The following is a 19,296-nucleotide window of genomic DNA, read 5'->3' on the forward strand; positions in this document are numbered from 1 at the left end:
CCGGCCCTCGGCCGCAGGGCGACGTGCGCCGGACAGCGCCGTAGGAAGCCGCGAAACGAGGACGATGTCATGACGCCGATCGATCCCGAGCCCGCTCCACGATCCCGCGCCGCGGTGTTGGGCGACGTGGCGGCCCTGGCCGGCGTGTCGGCGATGACGGTCTCGCGCGTGCTGAACTCCCCGCAGAAGGTGCGGCCCGAGACCCGGGCCCGGGTGCTCGCGGCCGTACGGGAGCTCGGCTACCTCCCCAACTTCGCGGCCCGCGTGCTGGCGACCGGCCGGTCCGGGATGCTGGGCGTGGTCAGTTTCGACACGACCCAGTACGGCCCGGCGTCCGTCCTGCGCGCGATCGAACACGCCGCGATCGAACACGACTACCTGGTGAACATCTCCAGCCTCAGGGCGCTCACCCGCGGGTCGATCGAGGAGGGCGTGGAGCGGCTGCGCCGCCAGTCGGTCGACGGGATCGTCGTCATCGCACCGTACGAGTCGGCCGCCGAGGGCCTGCGGCACCTGCCTTCGGACCTGCCGGTGGTCAACGTCGGCGGCGGCGAGGAAGCCCCGGTTCCCACCGTCGCCGTCGACCAGCACACCGCGGCGGCGCGGGCCACCCGCCATCTGCTCGGCCTCGGCCACCACACGGTCTGGCACGTGGCCGGGCCGCCGAACTGGATCGACGCACGGGACCGGGCCGACGGCTGGCGGGCCACCCTGGAGGCCGAGGGGAGGGAGATCCCCGAGCCACTGGTCGGCGACTGGAGCCCCGGAACCGGATACGAGCTGGGCCGGCGCCTGGCCCGGCACCCCGAGGTCACCGCGATCCTCGCCGCCAACGACGAAACGGCCATGGGCCTGCTGCGCGCGCTGCGGGAAGCCGGACGGCGGGTGCCCGGGGACGTCAGCGTCGCCGGCTTCGACGACATCCCCCAGGCCGCGTACTTCTGGCCCCCGCTCACCACCGTGCGACAGAACTTCGCCGACGTCGGCCGGCAGGCGTTCGCGCTCCTGCGCGAACGCATCGCCGGCGGCCGGCCGGCCCGGCGACACCTGATCGAGCCCGAGCTGGTCGTCCGGGAAAGCACCGGCCCAGCCACGTCTTGAGCTCCGGGTCGTCCGGCCTGGACGGACACTGCGTGTCCGTCCCGCGTTGAGCCGGCGGGTCTCGGAGATCAGGCGGGGGCGTCTTGTGCCAGCGCGTCGAAGGCGCTGGTCGCTTCCTGGTCCAACTCGATCCGGGCGACTGCGACGTTGTCGGCCAGGTGTCCGGGGTTGCGGGTGCCGGGGATCAGCAGGGTGGCCGGGCTGTGCCCGAGCAGCCAGGCCAGTCCGGCCTGAGCCGGGGTGATGCCGAGGCGCTCGGCGTGCGCGATGACCACCGGGTTGCCGGTGACGCTGGGCAGCCAGTCGAAGGCTGATCCGAGCGGGCAGTACGGCACCCAGGCGATGCCGTGCTCGGCGCACTCGGCCAGCACGTCCTCGTGGTCGCGGGTGAGGACGTTGTAGAGGTTCTGCACGCAGGCGATGCCGGCCGGGAGTGCCTGTCGCAGCTGGGCGAGGGTGACGTTGCTCAGGCCGATTCCGCCGATCTTGCCCTCGTCGCGCAGGGCGATCAGTTCGGCCAGTTGGCTGTCGAGGTCGACCACCTGGTCACCGGTGGCGGTGATGCCCGGCGGAGTGTCGACCCGGCGAAGATTGACGACCGCGAGGTGTTCGGCGCCGAGCGTGCGGAGGTTCTCCTCGACCTGCGCCCGCAGTTGCGCCGGCTTCTGGGCGGCGACCAGTCGCTCGGTCGGATGGGTCACCGCGCCGACCTTTGTGACGATTTGCAGGCGGTCGGCGTACGGATGCAAGGCGGTCCTGATCAGTTCGTTGACCGGGCCGTAGAACTGGGCCGTGTCGATGTGGTCGACGCCGAGTTCGACCGCGCGGTGCAGAACCTTGACGGCGTCGGCGAGGTCGGCGTGTTCCAGTTGCATGGCACCGAAGCCGACCCGCAGGACATCGTGCTCGCCCAGCTTGCCGTACGCGTTCGCTTGGGATGTGGTCATGGTCGCGGCCCTCCGGATACGATGACCATAAGCGGAACCGATTCCGCTTGACTCAGGCCTACCGTAGCAGAACCGGAACCGATTCCGTTTGTGAGGTGATCGCAGTTTCCGAGGTCGAACGACGCCCCGGCGCGCGCAGGGACGCCCAGCGCAACCGGCAGCGCATCATCGACGCCGCCACCCGCGCGCTGACCGCCGGCGGTGCGGACCCCGTCAAGATCGAGACCATCGCCCAGGAGGCGGGAGTCGGCGTCGGCACTCTCTACCGCAACTTCCCGTCCCGCGAAGCCCTGGTCGAGGAGGTCTACCGCAGCGAACTCGCCCGCCTCTGCGCCATGGCCACGCGCCTGGTCTCCGAGCACTCGCCGGCCGACGCCATGCGCGAATGGATGCGCCGCTACCAGGACTTCGTCGCCACGAAACACGGCATGGCCGAGGCCCTGCGGGCGGTGATCGCCAGCGGTGCGATCAGCTCCGCCCAGACCCGCGAGCACCTCAACGGCGCCATCGCCGCCATCCTCGACGCCGGCCGAATCGACGGCAGCCTGCGTGCCGACGTCCAACCGGCCGACGTCTCGGCCAGCATGGCGGGCATCATGCTGACCGCCGCCGACAGCGACCAGGCCACCCGAATGCTGCAACTCCTCGTCGACGGCCTGCTCGCCCGCGATCCCTCCTGAAGGAGCCGCGCCAGCCCAACCCCGACGAACCACCCCTCTTCACGACGGTGGCTGCGCTTCCTGCCCCCATTACGGCCGATCCAGGCGGCGATGCTAGGTTTGCAAATGAAAACCGTTGTCATTACCGACAAGGATCGACATGTACGCCTCCCCCTTGCGTCGTCCCTCCGTGCTCGTCCTCGCCGGCCTGGCTTCTGTGCTGCTGACCGGGTGCGGGGGATCGTCCTCCCCCACGGGATCGGCCGAGCCGGACGCGAGCGGATCCGTCTCCCCCGCCGCGATCTCCGTGGTGACGTCCACGAACGTGTACGGCGACATCGTCCGGCAGATCGGCGGCGACAAGGTCGCGGTGACGTCGTTCATCGCCCGCCCCGACCAGGACCCGCACTCCTACGAGGCCAACCCGCAGAACCAGCTGGCTCTGTCCAAGGCCAAGGTGATCATCGAGAACGGCGGCGGCTACGACGACTTCATGGACACGATGCGCGACGCCGCCGGCAACACCTCCGCCCAGGTGCTGAACGCGGTCGAGCTCTCCGGGAAGACCGCGGCCGCCGGGGAGGAGCTCAACGAGCACGTCTGGTACGACTTCCCGTCCGTCGCGCGGCTGGCCGACTCCATCGCCGCCTCGCTGGGCAAGGCCGATCCCTCCGGAGCCGCCGCCTTCACCGCCGGGGCCGAGACCTTCAAGCAGAAGCTCAAGTCGCTGGAGGAGCAGGAGGCGGCCATCGCCCAGACCGCGAAGGGCACCGCCGTGGCGATCACCGAGCCGGTCCCGCTGTACATGATCGAGGCCTGTGGCCTGACCAACGCCGCCCCCGAGGAGTTCAGCGAGGCCATCGAGGAAGGCAACGACGTCTCCCCCCGCGTCCTGCGGGACACCCTCGCCCTGTTCACCGGCAAGAAGGTGCAGGCCCTGGTCTACAACTCCCAGACCGCCGGCCCGGAGACCGAGAAGGTCCGGGAAGCGGCGACCGGCAACGGCATCCCCGTCGTCCCGGTCACCGAGACCCTGCCCTCCGGGAAGGACTACATCGGCTGGATGACCGCCAACCTCGACGCGCTCGGCAAGGCCCTGGGCCGATGACCGAGCAGTCGGGCACCATCGCACCGCGGGCCGCCTCCACCGGCGGAACACCCGTCGTCCTCAGCCTGACCGATGCGGAACTGCGCCGTGGCGAGCGCGTGCTGTGGTCCGGGCTGGATCTGGAGCTGCGCCGCGGCGAGTTCGTCGCCGTGCTGGGGCCCAACGGATCGGGCAAGACCAGCCTGCTGCACGCCATCCTGGGCCAGGCGCCTCTCTCCGCCGGGACCCTGCTGATCGACGGCCGCCCGCCCCGGCGGGGCGGCGATCTGATCGGCTACATCCCCCAGCAGCGCGCCGTCGCCCCGCACACGCCGCTGCGCGCCCGCGACCTCGTACGGCTCGGCGTCGACGGCCATCGCTGGGGTCTGCCCCTCGGCGGCAGAGGGCTGCGGCGTCGCATCGACGACCTGCTGACCGAGGTGGGCGCGCACGAGTACGCGGACATGCCCCTCGGCCTGCTGTCCGGCGGCGAGCAGCAGCGGGTGCGCATCGCCCAGGCCCTGGCCACCGATCCCGCGCTTCTGCTGTGCGACGAGCCGCTCCTCTCGCTCGACCCGCACCACCAGCACGCGATCGTCGACCTGCTCGACCGGCGGCGGCGCGCCCGCGACACCGCCGTGCTCTTCGTCACCCACGAACTCAACCCGGTCCTGCCACTGGTCGACCGGGTGCTGTACCTGGCCGGCGGCCGATTCCGAGTCGGCACCCCCGACGAGGTGATGACGTCCGCCGTTCTGTCCGACCTGTACGGCGGCCCGGTCGAGGTGGTCCGAGCCCACGGCCGCTACCTGATCGCCGGCGCCCCCATCCCGCACCACCCCGACCACGCTGAAGGCGTCCAGTCATGAGCACCGGCATCTGGCACCAGATCTTCAACTACGACGACTACGGGCAGCTGCTGGCCCTCGTCGCCGACTCACTCATCGCCGCGGCCGTGCTCGGTGTGGTCGGCGGCCTGATCAGCACGTTCGTGATGATGCGGGATCTGGCCTTCGCCGTGCACGGGATCGCCGAGCTGTCCTTCGCCGGCGCGGCGGCCGCGCTCCTGCTCGGGGTGAACGTGGTGGCAGGATCCCTGGCCGGATCGATCCTCGCCGCCACGGTCATCGGCGCCATGGGAGTACGCGTCCGGGACCGTAACTCCGCCATCGGCGTCCTGATGCCGTTCGGACTGGGACTCGGCGTGCTGTTCCTGTCGCTGTACAAAGGCCGCGCCGCCAACAAGTTCGGGCTGCTCACCGGACAGATCGTGGCCGTGGACACCCCGCAGACGGCCTGGCTGATCGGCGTGTCGGTCGTCGTCCTGCTCGCTCTGGCGGTCGTCTGGCGCCCGCTGACCTTCGCCAGCCTCGATCCGGACGTCGCCGCCGCCCGCGGCGTGCCCGTACGCGCTCTGTCCCCTGTCTTCACCCTGGTGCTGGGCCTCGCCGTGGCCACGACCATCCAGATCGTCGGCGCTCTGCTGGTGCTCGCCCTGGTGGTCACCCCTGCGGCCGCCGCCACCCGCGTGACCGCCTCCCCCCGCCTGATCCCCCTGCTCAGCGTCCTGTTCGCCGTCGCGTCCGTGGTCGGCGGCATCCTCATCGCATTGGGCAGCAGCATCCCGATCAGCCCGTACGTCACCACCTTCGCCTTCGTCATCTACCTGGCCTGCCGCGCCGTCGGCGCCGTACGCGCCCGTACCGGCTGGTCACGTCGACGCGCGACTCCGGTCGCCGGTCTCGTGCGACCCTAGGATCACCGGGAAGTTCTGCCAGGATGAGGCGCATGTCAGACCGGGTCGCGGTGGAGTCGTCGACAGAGATACCACCCCCGGAGTGGGGACGCAGATCGGCCGCACCTCCGGCGGCACCCTGGCTGTTCGCGCTCCTCGCCGCGCTTCTCGTCGTCGGCCGCCTGGTGCTGACCCCCCTGCTCACGGCCCCGGCGCTGCAGACCTGGGCGACCGTCTTCGTGGCGATCTGCGTGCAGGCACTGCCGTTCCTCGTCTTCGGCGTGCTGCTATCGGCGGCCATCGCGGCCTTCGTCCCGCCGTCGTTCTGGACGAAGGCCCTGCCCCGCAATCCCTACGCCGCCGTCCCTGTAGCGGGGGCGGCCGGAGCGGTGCTGCCGGGCTGCGAGTGCGCCTCGGTCCCGGTCGCCTCGGGGCTGATGTCGCGTGGGGTCACCCCGGCGGCCGCGCTGGCGTTCCTGCTGTCGTCGCCCGCCGTCAACCCCGTGGTCGTGGTCGCCACGGCCGTGGCGTTCCCCGGACAGCCGATGATGGCCGCGGCCCGGTTCGCCGCCTCGCTCCTGGTGGCGGTCGCGGCCGGCTGGCTGTGGCTGCGCTTCGGCCGGTCGTCGTGGCTGCGTGTGCCGTCCCGTACGGCCCGGGGCGGCTCGAAGTGGGCCGAGTTCCGCGATGCCATGCGGCATGACCTTCTCCACGCGGGCGGGTTCCTGGTGATCGGCGGGATCACCGCGGCCACGCTCAACGTGATCGTGCCCCGCACCTGGCTGGCCTCGGTGGCGGGCGTCCCGGTGCTGTCGGCGGTCGTGCTCGCGCTTCTCGCGGTCGTGCTGTCGATCTGCTCGGAGGCCGACGCGTTCGTCGCGGCCTCGCTGACCGCGTTCTCCCCCACGGCGAAGCTGGCGTTCCTGGTCGTCGGGCCGATGGTCGACCTGAAGCTCATCGCCCTGCAGGCGGGAACCTTCGGCCGGGCCTTCGCGATGCGGTTCGTCCCACTGACGTTCCTGCTCGCCGTCCTGATCAGTTCGGCTATCGGAGAAGTCCTCCTGTGAGCCGCATGTCCCAGAGTCTCGTGCTGACCCTGCTCGGCGGAGTCGTGCTCTGGATAACCGCCCTGACCGAGTCGTACCTCAACTACGTGAAACCCGGCTTCCGCCCCTTCCTGCTCGCCGCAGGGGTGGTCGTCCTCGCCCTCGGGATCATCGGCCTCGTCCAGGAGTGGCGGCGTCCGTACGCGAACGCGCACGACGAACACGTCCACGAAGGGCCGGGAGAGCACGCCGAGGGCCACGACCACGCGCAGGCGCCGAAGGTGGGCTGGCTGCTCTCCCTGCCCGTCTTCGCGATCACCCTGATCGCGCCTCCCGCATTGGGCGCCTTCGCCGCTCGTGGCGAGGACGCGCCCATCCGGCCGCCGGCGACGACCGGCTCCTACGTCCCGCTCTCCGGCGAGAAGATCACTCCGATGGCCGTGGGCGAGTTCATCGGCCGGGCCTGGGACTTCCGCAAGCGCACGCTCACCGGCAAGAAGGTCCGCCTGATCGGCTTCGTCGTACGGTCGAAGAAGAAGGACCGCTGGTACGTCACCCGCATGCAGATGAGTTGCTGCGCGGCCGACGCCATCGCCCTCAAGGTGGCCGTGCTCGGCGCCGCTCCACCGCCCGACGACACCTGGGTCGAGGTGACCGGCACCTGGGTCGCGCCACGATCCCGCAAGATCCCGAACGGCACCGTGCCCCCGGAGATGACCGCCGGCCAGGTGACCGAAATCCCTCAACCGAGCGAGCCGTACGAGTAAGCCGACAGTGGCTCAGCACGCAGACGGAACGATACGTGGAGGATCCACTCCGACCGCCGAAATGACTGGTACTGCGTTCAAGGCCGCGCGGAAGGATTGTCAGAATCTCCGAAAGGACGATGGAAACGCAGATACGGGACAACGCTCCGCAACTTCTCGCACGTCTCTTCGTATTCACGCTCAGGGGCGGACTGCCCCATCACTCCGGCTCCGGCACGGAGCCAGGTGCGCGCTCCCCGGCCGAGCAGCGTCCGCAGGACCAGCGCGGCATCGAGTGAGCCGTCCGTCCCCACCCGGAACACCGCTCCGCCGTAAAGCCCCCTGGGCTCCACCTCATACCGGGCCAGGGCGGTGAGGGCGGCGGCTCTCGGCACACCGGTGGCCGTGATGGCCGGGAAGAGAGCCGCGAACGCCTGCCAAGTTCCGACGGCCTCCTCCAGGCTCCCGGCGACCCGGGAGGCGAGGTGCTGTACAGAACCACGCTCCTTGACCGTCATGAACTCCTCGACGATCACCGATCCTGGCCTGCAGATCGACTCCATCTGCTCGCAGGCGAGCCGTACGGAAATCGCGTGCTCGTGCACCTCCTTCGCATCCGTGAGGAGCTCACGGCGCAGACGCTCGTTCTCCTCCGGATCCGGCCCCAGAGCGCGGGTCCCCGCGAGTGGCTGGGTGGAGACGCGCCCGCTCGGGTCGACCTCGACCACGGTCTCCGGACTGAAGCCGGCCGCCTGCCAGCCGCCGAGTTTCAGCAAGAAGGATCGCGCGGGGGTGTTCGCCCGGCGGCCCGCGAGGTAGGAGGCGGCGAAGTCCGGCACGCCGCCCGGAGGCAGAGGCACAGCCCGCGAGAGGACGGCCTTGCCGACGAGGCCCGCGTGAATGTCGGCGACGCCGCGGGCGACCGCCTGCCGGTAGGCGGGCCCGCCCACGGCGATGAGCTTCTCGGCGTCGGGCAGCGCCGGAAGGGCCACCGCCGCCTCGGCATCGGGCGTGGCCGCGTCCGCGAGGAGGGCGCAGACCTTCCTGGTCCAGGTGTCGCCGATCGAGCGCACCTCGGCCTTACCGGGGCGCAGCGCGACCTCGACGCTGGGCACGATGAGGTGCAGGAGCGGCTCGGTCCCCGCCTCGGCGGGGTCGCCATGGAGCATGTGGGCGAGTTCGAAGGCGGCCCACCCGTACAGGTCTGCCGCGCCGGACTGCCCCAGCGCCGCGACCGCATCGGCGACCAGGTCCAGCGGCGGGCCGTCAATGGGCACGGTCCAGGAGCAGCCCCGGGCACGGGCGACCACCCGCGCCGCGTCCACGGTGAGCGTGACGGCGCCGCCCGCGGCGAAATACCAGATCCCGGCCTGCTCATAGACCACGTGTTCCTCGTCGAGCCCGGCCCGCGCGAGCCGTACCGCCGCGGCGGCCGGGTCGTCGGGGGCGTCGTGGACAACCGAGTGCCCGAGGGTGGGCACCGCTCGTGCCCAGTCCGCCCACATCGTGGCCGGTTCGATACTCATCGTCGTGCTCCTTGTCATGTGGACGCCGTCGGCGCCACCGGTCGTCGTTGTCGGGGTGGGCAGGTTCATCGAGCGGGCTCCAACCGCCATCCCTCGGCCCTGCTGCGCTGGTCCCAGAAGGCGGCGTAGGTGCCGCCCAGGGCCATCAGCTCGTCGTGCATGCCGCGTTCGGTGATCCGCCCGCCTTCCATGACGAGCACCTGCTCGGCGGTGAGCACTGTGCTGAGCCGGTGTGTGATGACGAGCAGCGTCTTCTGCGAGGCCAGCGCCTGCAGGGTCGATGTCAGCACCGCCTCGCTTTCGTGGTCGAGAGCGGCGGTCGCCTCGTCGAGCACGAGGATCGGCGCGTCCTTGAGGAGGGCCCGGGCGATGGCGACACGCTGGCGCTGGCCACCGGACAGGGCGGTTCCGCCTTCTCCGACCACTGTCGACCAGCCGTCGGGCAGCGTCCGGACCACTTGGTCCAGCCCGGCCAGGGTGGCCGCCCGGTGGAGTGTCTCCTCGCTCGCCTCCGGGTCGCCGATGCGCACGTTGTCTTCGATCGTGCCCTCGAAGAGGTAGACATCCTGGAAGACGATCGAGACCGACACGGCCAGATCCTCGGGAGAGATGTCCCGCACGTCGACGCCGCCGATGCGTACTGTGCCACCCGTCGTGTCCCAGAAGCGGGCGAGCAGGCGGGCGACCGTGGTCTTCCCGGCTCCGGACGGGCCGATGAGCGCGGTCATGCTGCGCTCGGGGATGCGGAAGCTCACGTTGGCGAGCAACGGGTCCCGCCGCCCTGCGGACGGGCCCAGCCCCACCGGCGTGTTCTGCGGGTAGTCGAAGCTCACCTGGTCGAATTCCACGTCGGCCCCGTCGGGCAGTCGGGGCTCGGCAGGCCGGGGAAACGGGCGTGTGTCGAGCACGGCGCGCAGCCGCAGGAGACTGCCCCGCGCGATCCGCATCCCGGCACCGAGATCGGCCGCGGTGGACACGCTGTCAGTGAGCCTGCCGACGAGCACCAGCAGCGCGGGCATGGTCGCGACGTCCAGGGAGCCGTCCAGCGTCCATGACACCGACAGGGCCAGCAGCAGCGCGAAGACCATCCGGGCGGCGAAGGCGAAGGACACGAGGCCCGGGGTGCCGCGCTGGATGAGCCGGCGATCCCCCCGGGCCTCCCCCACCAGGGCGTCGTCGAGCGCGCCGTAGCCTTCGGCCGTCCTGCCGAACGCGCGCAGCACCGACTGGTTCCGCACGAACTCCAGGACACGGTCGGCCGACTCCGCGATGGCGCCGTCGCGGCCGTCGTCCAGCCTGCGCACCACGGAGGTGCTCCACAGGTGGACGGCCAGCAGCACGGGCGCACACAGCACCAGCACGAGCGCGACCCGCATGTCGAGGAAGAGGCTCGCCACGACGATGGTGACCGGCGTCAGCACCGAGGTGATCAGCGGGCGCAGCAGGTGGGCCGGCATGTTCATCACCTGGATGACGTCCTGCCCGGCCAGTCTGCTGAATCCAGCGGCTCGCCCGGCCGTGAACCAGCCGAGAGGCAGGTTCAGGGCGTGCTCGGCGAGACGCCGGTGCAGCACCCGAGACAGCCGGGAGCCTGCGGTGAAGCCGCGGCTGAGACCGATCGCCTGCAAGATCGCATACCCGAGCGAACAGATCACGAAGGCGGTGAGCCACGGCCAGGCCTCGCCGGAAGCGTCACCGAGCAGGGCCCGCAGGAGAGGCACCAGGAGGGCGAAGGCGACGCCCTGGAGGGCGGCGGCACCGGCCTGCACGGCGAGAAGGCGGTTCAGCAGGCCCGATCCTTCGGATCCGAGCACACGGTGAAGATCACGGATCATCGCGGGGTTCCCTCTCGCGCGTCGTCGGATCGGCCGAGGCCGGCCGGAGACGGAACGGGCGCCTGTTCACCCGTCTCGTCTCGCCCGGTGGACTGTGCCTTTCGTCCGGTGGACTGTGCCTTCCACAGGGAGGCGTAGCGCCCGCCCGCGACCAGCAACTCCTCGTGGCCGCCCCGCTCGGCGACGCGTCCGCCGTCGAGCACGACGATCTGGTCGGCCTGGCGGATCGTCGACAGCCGGTGCGCGATGACGAGGACCGTACGGCCGGCGGCCAGCGTAGACAGCGCGGTCTGGATCTGAGCCTCGGAGTGGGGGTCGGCATGCGCCGTCGCCTCGTCCAGGACGAGCACGGGCGCGTCGGCCAGCAGAGCGCGGGCGATGGAGACACGTTGCGCCTCCCCGCCGGAAAAGGTGACCCCGGTTCCGACCTCGGTGGCGTAGCCGTCGGGCAACGCGGCGATCCTGTCGTGGATCTGGGCGGCCCGTGCCGCCCGTTCGACCTCCTCGTCGGTAGCCGTGGGACGGCCGAGACGGATGTTGTCGGCGACGGAGGCATGCAGCAGTCGCACGTCCTGGAGGACGAAGCCGACATTTTGGTAAAGGCAGGCGGATGACATGTGGCGGACGTCGACGCCCCCGATAGTCACGGCCCCGGCCGTGACGTCCTGGAAGCGGAGCAGCAGGGAGGCGAGGGTGGACTTCCCCGATCCGGAGGGTCCGACGAGCGCGGTGATCGTTCCGGGCTTGAGGTCGAGATCGACGCCGCTCAGCACGTCGACGTGCCCGTCGTAGGAGAAGGAGACTCCGCGCATCGACACGCGGGACCCCTGTGGGGTGAGGGGCTTCTCGGCCTGCGGCAGGGCCGGCATGCCGAGCAGGGCGGAGATCCGAGCCGCCGCCGCCTGGCCCGCCCTGATCTGCTGGACCCGGGTGCCGACCACGCTCATCGGGGCGGCGACAGCGGGCCCCAGCAGCATGAACGGGACGAGGTCCGCGCCGGTCATCCACCCGTTGGCCACGAGCACGGTCCCGGCAGTGGCCAGCAGGAGCAGCACGAGAACCGGGGAGACGACGAGCAGGGCTCCGGTGGAGGTGACCAGCGTGGTCCTGACCCAGGTGGTGAAGAAGTCGGCGAAACCGTCGGTCGCCGTGAGGAACCGGTCGTGGCCCTTGCGTCCTCGGCCGAAGGTCTTCAGCACAGCGATGCCGGTGACGTACTCGACGGCGGTCGAGGAAATCCGGCCGAGTGCCGCGCCGTACTCGGCCATCTGGGCCGCCGCCCCGGACATCGCCCGGCCGAACAGGTATGCACCAAGGGCGAGCGGCAGGATGCTGAGCAGCGCGAGACGCCAGTCGACGGCGAACAGATAAACCAGCGCCGCGGCGGGCGCGACGAGCAAGGCCGTAACGTCGAGCAGGGTGTGGGCGACGAGCGTGTGAAGTGCGCGGACGTCGTCCTGCACGGCTCGCTTGATCTGACTCGCGCCTCCGGCGCTGATCCAGCCCAGCGGCAGGCCGCCGGTGTGGGCGGCCAGCCGCCGGCGGAGGGCGAGTTGCAGGTCGTTGTCGGCGATGTGGCTGACGAACCCCGCCGCCGAGCCCAGCACGAGGGCGGTGAGCCCGGAGACACAGGCCACGGTGACCAGGGGCCACAGGTCGTCGGCCTGGGGACGGGAGTCGCCGGTGATGTGGACGGCGATCCGCGCCACGGCGACGAAGGGAGTGACACCGGCCACCGCCGCGGCGGCTTGGAGGACGACGGCCGTGATGAGGCGGCCCCGAACTTGGCGGAGAATGCCGCGCAACGGAGGCGGCGGAGTGTCGTCCGGCGGGGAGGGCCGGTCGACCGGATGTGACGGCTTTCGCATCACCTGACGAGAACTCCGATCTCGGGAATGGCCTGCCCGGCCGCCTCGGTGATGCGGCGGCTGGTCATCCCGGCCTCACGGGCGAGGCGGGCGACATCGAAGGTGTGCCAGATGTAGTCGTCGGCGACCTCGCGTACGGTCCGGCCGTCCCGGAGCACCTTCCAGGTGGTGGTGAAGCGCATGGCGTCTCCGTGCGCGGGCTCGCCGCCGATCCACCACTCGTAGGTCTGGCGGCCGATGGTCTCCCGCAGGGACATCACGGGCGGAATGACACGCGGCGAGGACACGCCCATGAGCTCGACGACGATGAGGCCGCCGTCGGGCAGCCTGTCGGACAGCCGCCGCCACAGCGAGCCCCGCTCGGCGGGGGTTAGGTGCCCCGCCACCCCGAAGATCACAACCGCCGAGAGCCGTTCGGGCAGTTCCAGGTCCTGCGCCGAGCCGTCGACGACGGTGACACGGCGGCGCAGGTCCGGATCGCGCGCGATCCGTGAGGTGAGCACGGCGCGCATGGTGGCGGACGGCTCGGCGGCGACGATGTCCGCCTCGGGCAGCGCGGAGGCGATGACCTCGGTGATCCGGCCGGTGCCGGCGCCGATCTCCAGCACGGGCCCGTGCGAGACATCGACGTCGGCGAGCACTCGGGTGAGGGGCGGCCCGCTGCTGGCCGTGTGGCGGGTGGCGACCATTTCATAGAACTCGGCGGACGGCGAGTAGTAGTCGATCATGGTTGCTCCTGGTCGTGGCGGACGGTCAGGGGGTGCTCGGCCAGGTCTGACCGTTCGGTGCAAGCGATGGGTCCAACCGGCGCAGGACCGACGCGACCACCTCTCGTCGCCGGCGGTTGAGGTAGAAGTGGTCCCCCGGGAACACGCGCGTCTCGGCGCCCGCGGTGGTCAGGTCCGCCCACCCTCCGGCCCGCTCGTTCACTGTCTCGGGCGGCAGCTCCGGGTCCGCGTCCCCGGTGAACACGTCGATCGGGCAGTGCAGCGGAGTGTGGCGCTCAGGACGGTAGGTCTCGATGAGGCGGTAGTCGTTGCGCACGCACCCGAGCACCACCGCGCGCAGGCCGGGATCGGCCAGTACCTCCCCTGTGGTGCCGCCGAGCCGCTCGAGTTCCCTGTGAAGGACCTCGTCCGGCTGCCGGTGGACCTCGCCCGTGGTCGCGGTCCCCGGAGCCGCGCGGCCCGAGGCGAACATCCGGCGCGGCTCGGAAGCCCCGCGCCGGCGCAGCTCCAGGGCCAGCTCCCAGCCGACGGCCGAACCCATGCTGTGACCGAACAGCGCATATGGACGGTCGAGAACCGGCCGCAGGTCGTCGGCGATCCCCGCGACCAGATCCGCCATGTCGTCCACCATGGGGTCGTCGAAGCGGTCCTCCCGCCCCGGGTACTGGACGACGAGGAGCTCGACCTGCGGCGGCAGCAGTGCCGCCCACGGCCGGTAGGAGCTGGCGCCGCCTCCGGCGTGCGGAAGGCAGACCAGGTGCAGACGGGCGGTGGGGCGGGGGCTCCAGCACCGGAGCCATGGCCCGAGCCGCCCCGTGCCCGCTCGTGCGTCCCGGTCTTCCCGGGAGATCCAGACGTTCACAATGTCACCGGCATCCGTTCGATGCCGAACGTCGCCGACTCGTGCTTGAACTCGACCTCCTCGTAGGGCACCGCCAGGCGGAGCGTCGGAATGCGGCGGATCAGCGTCCCCAGGGCGACTTCCATCTCCAACCTGGCCAGGTGCTGGCCGATGCACTGGTGCATCCCGTAGCCGAAGGCGACGTGGTGGTTGTCCGGGCGGTGGAAGTCGACGCGGCCGGGGTCGGGGAACTGCTCGGGGTCGTGGTTGGCCCCGGCGAGCAGGCCGATGACGCCGTCGTCCGCGGGGATGACGTGGCCGGAGATCTCGATGTCCTGGGCGGCGACCCGCAGCGGGATGGAGTCGGCGATCGACAGCACCCTCAGGAGCTCGTCGACGGCAGCCGGCATGAGGGAGGGATCGGCGCGCAGTTCCTGCGCCAGTTCCGGGCGCCGGATGAGCAGGAGTGCGCTCAAGGCCAGCATGTTCGTGCTGGTCTCGCGGCCGGCGTTGATGGTGATGCCGACGGTGGACAGCAGCTCGTTCAGGGTGATGTCACCGGTCTGCAGGTGGTCGACGACGAGCTTGGACAGCAGGTCGTCGCGGGGCTGTTCCTGGCGCTGCGCCACGAGGTCGGAGATCAGTGTGAACAGGCCGCCGAGCGCTTCGGCGACCTGATCGGCGGTGCTGCTGCGGGAGCCGGAGATGCGGGTGACGTCGCGGAAGAACTCGAGGTTCTCCTTGGGGATGCCCAGCAGCTCGCAGATGACCGAGGTGGAGACGGCGTTGGCGTAGGCGGGCACGAAGTCGACAGGTCCCCCGGACGCGAGCATGGCGTCGATGAGGTCGTCCACGATGGCCTGGACGGCGGGCCGCATCGCGCGGGTCTTGCGTACGGTGAATTCGGGGAGCAGCATCCGGCGGTAGCGCGTGTGCTCCGGGGCGTCGGTGCGGATGAAGGGCCGCAGTCGCGCCCCGATCTCCTGTTCGCCCTCGCCGAGCGCGGGGAAGTTGGCGCGGCGGATGTCGGCGCTGATGCGGGGATCCGCCAGAAGTTCTCGCACGTCCTCGTAGCGGGAGACCACCCAGGCCTCGCGTCCCGTGGGCAGGGTGACCCGGGCGACGGGCTCCTCGGTGCGCAGGCGCGCGTAGTCCTCAGGCGGAGCAAAGGGGCAACCCCGCCGTATGGGGAAGTCGCGGGGCCGGGCCATACAGGGCGCGGAGTCCTCGTGGTTTCCCGAGCCGGAAGGACCGGTAGGGATGGTCGTGCTCATGGGTTGTCCTTTGCCGTAGACAGGCGGGAGGGTCATCGGGAGGTCGTGGCCGGCGCGCGGGTGAGTACTGCGAGCGGCGGCGCACCAGGCCGGGTGGACAGGGGCCGGGCGTGGAGCCCGGACTCCGCCGCGACCTGGCTCAGCCCGAAGGGGATCCAGTGATAGGAGTCGTGCACCTCGCGCAGGGGCCGTTCGTCGTGGTCCCGGTCGTCGTGGTGGCGGTACACCCGCCAGGCGCTGTGCAGCCGCATCCTCGTGGTGTCGGCGCCGTCGGGTGCGCCCGACAACCACCATTCGTAGCGGTGGTGTCCGGCCCTGGCGGTGGCCAGCCGGGTCTCGGGGAGGACCAGGGGGTGGTCCACTCCCATGAGTTCGACGACCACGACTCCGGAGGGGGACAGCCGGGGCAGGATCCGCTCCCAGAGCCGCCGGCGCTGATCGGCGTCCAGGTGGCCGAGCACGCCGCACAGCAGGACGGCGCCGATCCGGTCGGGGAGCTCCAATTCGGGGGCCGCGTCCGCGGTGATCGTCACCCGGGAGCGCAGGTACGGGTCGCTGAAGACGCGGCTGGTGAGTACGGCTCTCATGGCGACGGCCGGCTCGCAGGCGACGATCTCCACGCCGGGCAGGGCCCGGGCGACGGCCTCGGTGACCAGGCCGGTGCCGGCGCCGATGTCGACCACCGGCCCGTCGGACGGGTCCACGTCGGACAGTGCGTCCGCGACGCCGCCGCGCTCGCGGTGGCGGTGTGCCCGGCGGCCACGAGGTCGAAGAACTCGGCGGACGGCGTGTAGGGGGCCGGCGTGTCGCCGTCCGCCGGCCGCGTCGATCCTGATGAGGCGGCGGGTGCCCGGCCGTTCGGCGGGGTATCGGGAAACAGCTCCCCGGCGGAAAGTGGGCGGGGCGCGGGCGGGCGGACGACGTCGGGCGGCCCGAGCCGTGCGGCCAGGTCCGACCAGATGCGGCACACCGCGAGGTCGTACTGCGCGGCGCCCAGCGCGTCCCGCCCTTCGGCCACCGCGTCCTTGAACCCATCGAGGGCACGGGCGATGGCCTGCGGCCACAGCTGCGCGAACACGTCGCGGAACGTCCCGGTATGGCCGATCACCGAGGTCGTGGTGAGGTCAAGGTGGTCGGCGTCGGGTGCGTCGAGCACGAACCGGTGGTCGGCGTCTCGTCCGACATGCAACCGGGGGCTCCACAGCACGGGTCCGTGGGTGTCGGCGAGTGTGAGCACTCCCCCTTCGGTGCCGATGGAGACCCGATGCCAGTGCAGGGCGTGGTTGTCCCGGTCCGCCGGATCCATCTGATGGTGCACGCGCAGCGTCAGAGGCACGCCGCCGAGCGTGCCCTGCACCGTGCGGAACGGCTGCGGGCCGAGTCGGTCGGGCACGACGGGCGGGTCGGCGAACCCCCATGGCCGCAGCGAGCCGAGCGCCCGGCCGAGGATGTCCATCATCGGCTGCATCAGGTGAACGGGGGTGGCGGCGTCCACGAACAGGGGCCGCTGCCTGCCGGCGAGCCTGCGGGCCGCCTCGCTGAACGCGCGCACCGGTTCCACATGCGGGTAGTGCGTGTTGACGCGGTACTGCACGCCGTGGCGGCGGGCGAGCTTCAGGCACGCCGTCATCTCGGCGAGATGGACGGGATGCTCCTGCAGGACGTGGATGCCGCGCCCGATCAAGGACATCGCCAGTTCGGTGCCGGCCCCGCCCGAGATCGACGAGCCGACCACGACGCACGCGACGTCCACGTCGTCCGGCAGCTCATCGACATGGGTGTAGTGCGGCACGCCGAGACGGCGTGCGTGGTCGCGGGAGGCGGCCGATCCGCGGCTGACGATCCCGGCGAGGACGTAGCCGGGATGGCACAGGACGGCCTCGGCGTAGAAGCGGCCGAAGTTGGTGCCGCACACGACCACTCGCAGGGCCCGGCTCACAGCACACCTTCCTCAGCCAGGGCGCCGGCCCGTTCCCCCTGGAAAGCACCGGAGAACAGCTCGAACCTCTCGCCGACGCCGGCGCGGAGTCGGGCGACGACGGCCTCGGGGTCGAGCACGTCGCAGGCGAAGTGCACACCGGGTGGCACGATTCCGCGCGCCACCGCGTCCACCGCCAGCGCCCCGACGGCCGCCGTGAGCCGGTAACTGCTCCCGGTGCGCACGGTCAGGCGGCGCTGCGCCGGTCCACCCGCCTCCGTCCCGATCATGCGGAAGTCGAGCACGTAGAAGGGCGTGCGTCCGGCGAGGTCGAGATCGGCCGCGAGGATGAGCCGGTCGGCCAGCTCGTCGAGCCCCGCGCCCGCGGCCAGGCGGGCAGGCAGAAGGTTGAGCACGGCGTGGACCTGGGGACCCGGGTGGACGTTGAACCAGTCCACCCGGGCCAGCCCGAGACGCGTGGCGAGGCGCTCGGTCTCGCCGCTGAGATACGGCTGTACGGCCACGCGACCGGGAAAACCGTCGAGCACCGTGTCCTCGACGGCCCGCAGGGCCCGCGAGACCCGCCGGCCCCCGCGGATGGCCGCCAGAGCCTCACCGTAGGCGGCGCCGTCCGCGCCTCCGGCGGTGAGCGAAAGCATAAGGTCCACTGCCACGGTCGGGGAGCAGGGCTCCAGCCCGCCGCAGTAGGCGACCAGCCCGGACACGCTGTCGAATCCCTGCCGGGCAAGCCATCGGGGCAGGATGGCAGACAATCCGGGCAGCGCCCCCGCGGACAGGACCACGGTCCTGCCGGCCTCGGCGGGGTCGCCCGCGGCGAGGAGGTCCTCCGCAGCGGGGTCGTCGCCGGCGACGTCGACGCAGTGCGCTCCGGCGGCCAGCGCTGCGGAGGCCACGGTGGCCCTCAGCCGGTAGGTCGGGCCCGCGCAGTTGAGCAGGACGTCGCATCCTTCGGCGAAGGCGGCCAGGCTCCGGGGGTCTTCCAGATCCGTCCGCACGATGTCGCCGGGGGGGCCGTCGTGGTCGTTCACCTCCCGCAGCGCGTCCACGCGGCGGCCGCCGAGACGCAGCGCGGTGTGGCCGAGGTCCCGGAGTTCGCGCACGGCGGCCCGGCCCACCGCTCCGGAGGCGCCCAGCACCCCTATGACACGCTGCCCCGTCATCGGATCACCGCCCCGCCGGTCAGCTCGCCGAGGATCTTCAGGATCGCGGGGGCGTGTTCGACCGACAGGCAGCTGAAGTGGTCGCCGCCGATGTCGACGATCTCCAGGTTGCCGAGCGTCAGCTCATCCCAGTACTCGGTGACGGCGGCCTTGCTGCCGGGGAAGGGATACGCCCCGTCGTGCCGGAGGAAGGTGATGTCACCCGCGTACGGCTCGGCGTTGTAGCGGGTGATGGCGAAGACGCTCTGGCGGAAGGCGGAGAACAGCCGGGTCATGTGGTCCGGCTCGTAGTTCCCGGCGGACGCGGGCACCGCTTCGCACATCCGGGCGATGCGGGTGGCGCGCGGCACTTCGGCGAGAGCGCGGAACCGCTCGGCGACGTCGGAGAATTCACCGGTGAGGGCGGCGAGCCCGCCGTCGGGCAGGACACCGGGGCTATCGGCGAGAACGGCGTCCGCGGCGGCGGCCACCCGGTGCTGGTCACCGGGGAAACCGAGGTCGGCCGGGTCGATGCCCATCATGACGGCGAACGCGTACTCCGACAGCAGCTCGTCGTCGAGGCGGAATCGGGGGCTGTGGCTGCTGATCACCGTCAGGGTCTCCACCTGCGCGCCCGACTCGGCCAGGTTGCGGGCGACCTCGGTCGCGATCAGGCCGCCGAGGCAGTAGCCGACGACGTGGAAGCGGCTGCCGCCGGCCGCTTTGAGCGCGCGGGCGTAGCCGGCGGCGAGCCGCTCGATGAGTCCCTCGGGCGGGGCGGCCAGGTAGCCGTCGAGCCTCGGCACCTCCACACCCACGACGTCG

General features: G+C 71.4%; 18 protein-coding genes and 1 pseudogene. 7 read left to right on the forward strand and 12 right to left on the reverse strand.

Annotated elements, in window-relative coordinates; translation table 11 throughout:
- Positions 1–69: 69 nt before the first annotated feature.
- Positions 70–1,101: a LacI family DNA-binding transcriptional regulator gene (locus B1L11_RS13240; RefSeq protein ID WP_079314748.1), complete on the forward strand. Its 1,032-nt coding sequence runs from the start codon at positions 70–72 to the stop codon at positions 1,099–1,101.
- Positions 1,102–1,169: 68 nt separating this feature from the next.
- On the opposite strand, the gene B1L11_RS13245 is transcribed toward B1L11_RS13240, so the two are convergent.
- Positions 1,170–2,048: an aldo/keto reductase gene (locus tag B1L11_RS13245; protein WP_079314749.1), complete on the reverse strand. Its 879-nt coding sequence runs from the start codon at positions 2,046–2,048 to the stop codon at positions 1,170–1,172.
- 95 nt (positions 2,049–2,143) lie between these two features.
- Here B1L11_RS13245 and B1L11_RS13250 point away from each other — a divergent pair, with 95 nt between their 5' ends.
- The 6 genes from B1L11_RS13250 to B1L11_RS13275 all read left to right on the forward strand — a co-directional run bounded on the left by B1L11_RS13250 (position 2,144) and on the right by B1L11_RS13275 (position 7,342).
- The gene (locus B1L11_RS13250; protein ID WP_218671078.1) at positions 2,144–2,728 is read left to right on the forward strand and encodes a TetR/AcrR family transcriptional regulator; all 585 of its coding nucleotides are present in this window, start codon (positions 2,144–2,146) and stop codon (positions 2,726–2,728) included.
- A 139-nt stretch (positions 2,729–2,867) separates the two neighbouring features.
- The gene (locus tag B1L11_RS13255; RefSeq protein WP_079314750.1) at positions 2,868–3,815 is read left to right on the forward strand and encodes a metal ABC transporter solute-binding protein, Zn/Mn family; all 948 of its coding nucleotides are present in this window, start codon (positions 2,868–2,870) and stop codon (positions 3,813–3,815) included.
- Positions 3,812–4,663, forward strand: a complete 852-nt coding sequence (locus B1L11_RS13260) for a metal ABC transporter ATP-binding protein (protein ID WP_079314751.1) — start codon at positions 3,812–3,814, stop codon at positions 4,661–4,663. The genes B1L11_RS13255 and B1L11_RS13260 overlap by 4 nt, the downstream gene beginning before the upstream one ends.
- Entirely contained in the window at positions 4,660–5,550 is an 891-nt protein-coding gene (locus B1L11_RS13265) for a metal ABC transporter permease (RefSeq protein WP_079314752.1), read from the forward strand. Before B1L11_RS13260 ends, B1L11_RS13265 begins: the two co-directional genes overlap by 4 nt.
- 23 nt (positions 5,551–5,573) lie before the next feature.
- Entirely contained in the window at positions 5,574–6,596 is a 1,023-nt protein-coding gene (locus B1L11_RS13270) for a permease (RefSeq protein WP_079314753.1), read from the forward strand.
- Between the two features lie 5 nt (positions 6,597–6,601).
- A complete protein-coding gene (locus B1L11_RS13275) occupies positions 6,602–7,342 on the forward strand; it encodes a TIGR03943 family protein (RefSeq protein WP_143737231.1) in 741 nt (246 codons plus the stop codon).
- A gap of 77 nt (positions 7,343–7,419) precedes the next feature.
- Here B1L11_RS13275 and B1L11_RS13280 read toward each other — a convergent pair whose 3' ends face one another.
- The 11 genes and pseudogenes from B1L11_RS13280 to B1L11_RS50615 form a co-directional block, all read right to left on the reverse strand.
- A complete protein-coding gene (locus B1L11_RS13280; RefSeq protein WP_079314755.1) occupies positions 7,420–8,847 on the reverse strand; it encodes a salicylate synthase in 1,428 nt (475 codons plus the stop codon).
- 65 nt (positions 8,848–8,912) lie between these two features.
- Positions 8,913–10,661, reverse strand: a complete 1,749-nt coding sequence (locus tag B1L11_RS13285) for an ABC transporter ATP-binding protein (protein WP_256862503.1) — start codon at positions 10,659–10,661, stop codon at positions 8,913–8,915.
- Positions 10,662–10,678: 17 nt separating this feature from the next.
- Positions 10,679–12,550 carry an ABC transporter ATP-binding protein gene (locus B1L11_RS13290; RefSeq protein WP_079314757.1) on the reverse strand — a complete coding sequence of 624 codons (1,872 nt, stop codon included), beginning with the start codon at positions 12,548–12,550 and terminating at the stop codon, positions 10,679–10,681.
- The gene (locus B1L11_RS13295) at positions 12,550–13,278 is read right to left on the reverse strand and encodes a trans-aconitate 2-methyltransferase (RefSeq protein ID WP_079314758.1); all 729 of its coding nucleotides are present in this window, start codon (positions 13,276–13,278) and stop codon (positions 12,550–12,552) included. The genes B1L11_RS13290 and B1L11_RS13295 overlap by 1 nt, the downstream gene beginning before the upstream one ends.
- Before the next feature lie 25 nt (positions 13,279–13,303).
- A complete protein-coding gene (locus tag B1L11_RS13300) occupies positions 13,304–14,140 on the reverse strand; it encodes a thioesterase II family protein (RefSeq protein ID WP_256862504.1) in 837 nt (278 codons plus the stop codon).
- Positions 14,137–15,393: a cytochrome P450 gene (locus tag B1L11_RS13305; protein ID WP_079314759.1), complete on the reverse strand. Its 1,257-nt coding sequence runs from the start codon at positions 15,391–15,393 to the stop codon at positions 14,137–14,139. The genes B1L11_RS13300 and B1L11_RS13305 overlap by 4 nt, the downstream gene beginning before the upstream one ends.
- Positions 15,394–15,425: 32 nt before the next feature.
- Entirely contained in the window at positions 15,426–16,076 is a 651-nt protein-coding gene (locus B1L11_RS48190) for a trans-aconitate 2-methyltransferase (RefSeq protein WP_218671079.1), read from the reverse strand.
- Positions 15,977–17,332: a Gfo/Idh/MocA family oxidoreductase gene (locus tag B1L11_RS13310; RefSeq protein ID WP_218671080.1), complete on the reverse strand. Its 1,356-nt coding sequence runs from the start codon at positions 17,330–17,332 to the stop codon at positions 15,977–15,979. Before B1L11_RS13310 ends, B1L11_RS48190 begins: the two co-directional genes overlap by 100 nt.
- On the reverse strand, positions 17,329–18,492 hold the full coding sequence (locus tag B1L11_RS13315; protein ID WP_079314760.1) for a saccharopine dehydrogenase NADP-binding domain-containing protein: 1,164 nt from the start codon (positions 18,490–18,492) through the stop codon (positions 17,329–17,331). Before B1L11_RS13315 ends, B1L11_RS13310 begins: the two co-directional genes overlap by 4 nt.
- On the reverse strand, positions 18,489–19,082 hold the full coding sequence (locus B1L11_RS50610) for a hypothetical protein (RefSeq protein ID WP_256862508.1): 594 nt from the start codon (positions 19,080–19,082) through the stop codon (positions 18,489–18,491). Before B1L11_RS50610 ends, B1L11_RS13315 begins: the two co-directional genes overlap by 4 nt.
- A 33-nt stretch (positions 19,083–19,115) precedes the next feature.
- Positions 19,116–19,289, reverse strand: a pseudogene (locus B1L11_RS50615) (thioesterase domain-containing protein); the annotation flags it as partial.
- Positions 19,290–19,296 lie beyond the last annotated feature (7 nt).

It is taken from the genome of Microbispora sp. GKU 823, assembly GCF_002027145.1.
Taxonomy (GTDB): domain Bacteria; phylum Actinomycetota; class Actinomycetes; order Streptosporangiales; family Streptosporangiaceae; genus Microbispora; species Microbispora siamensis.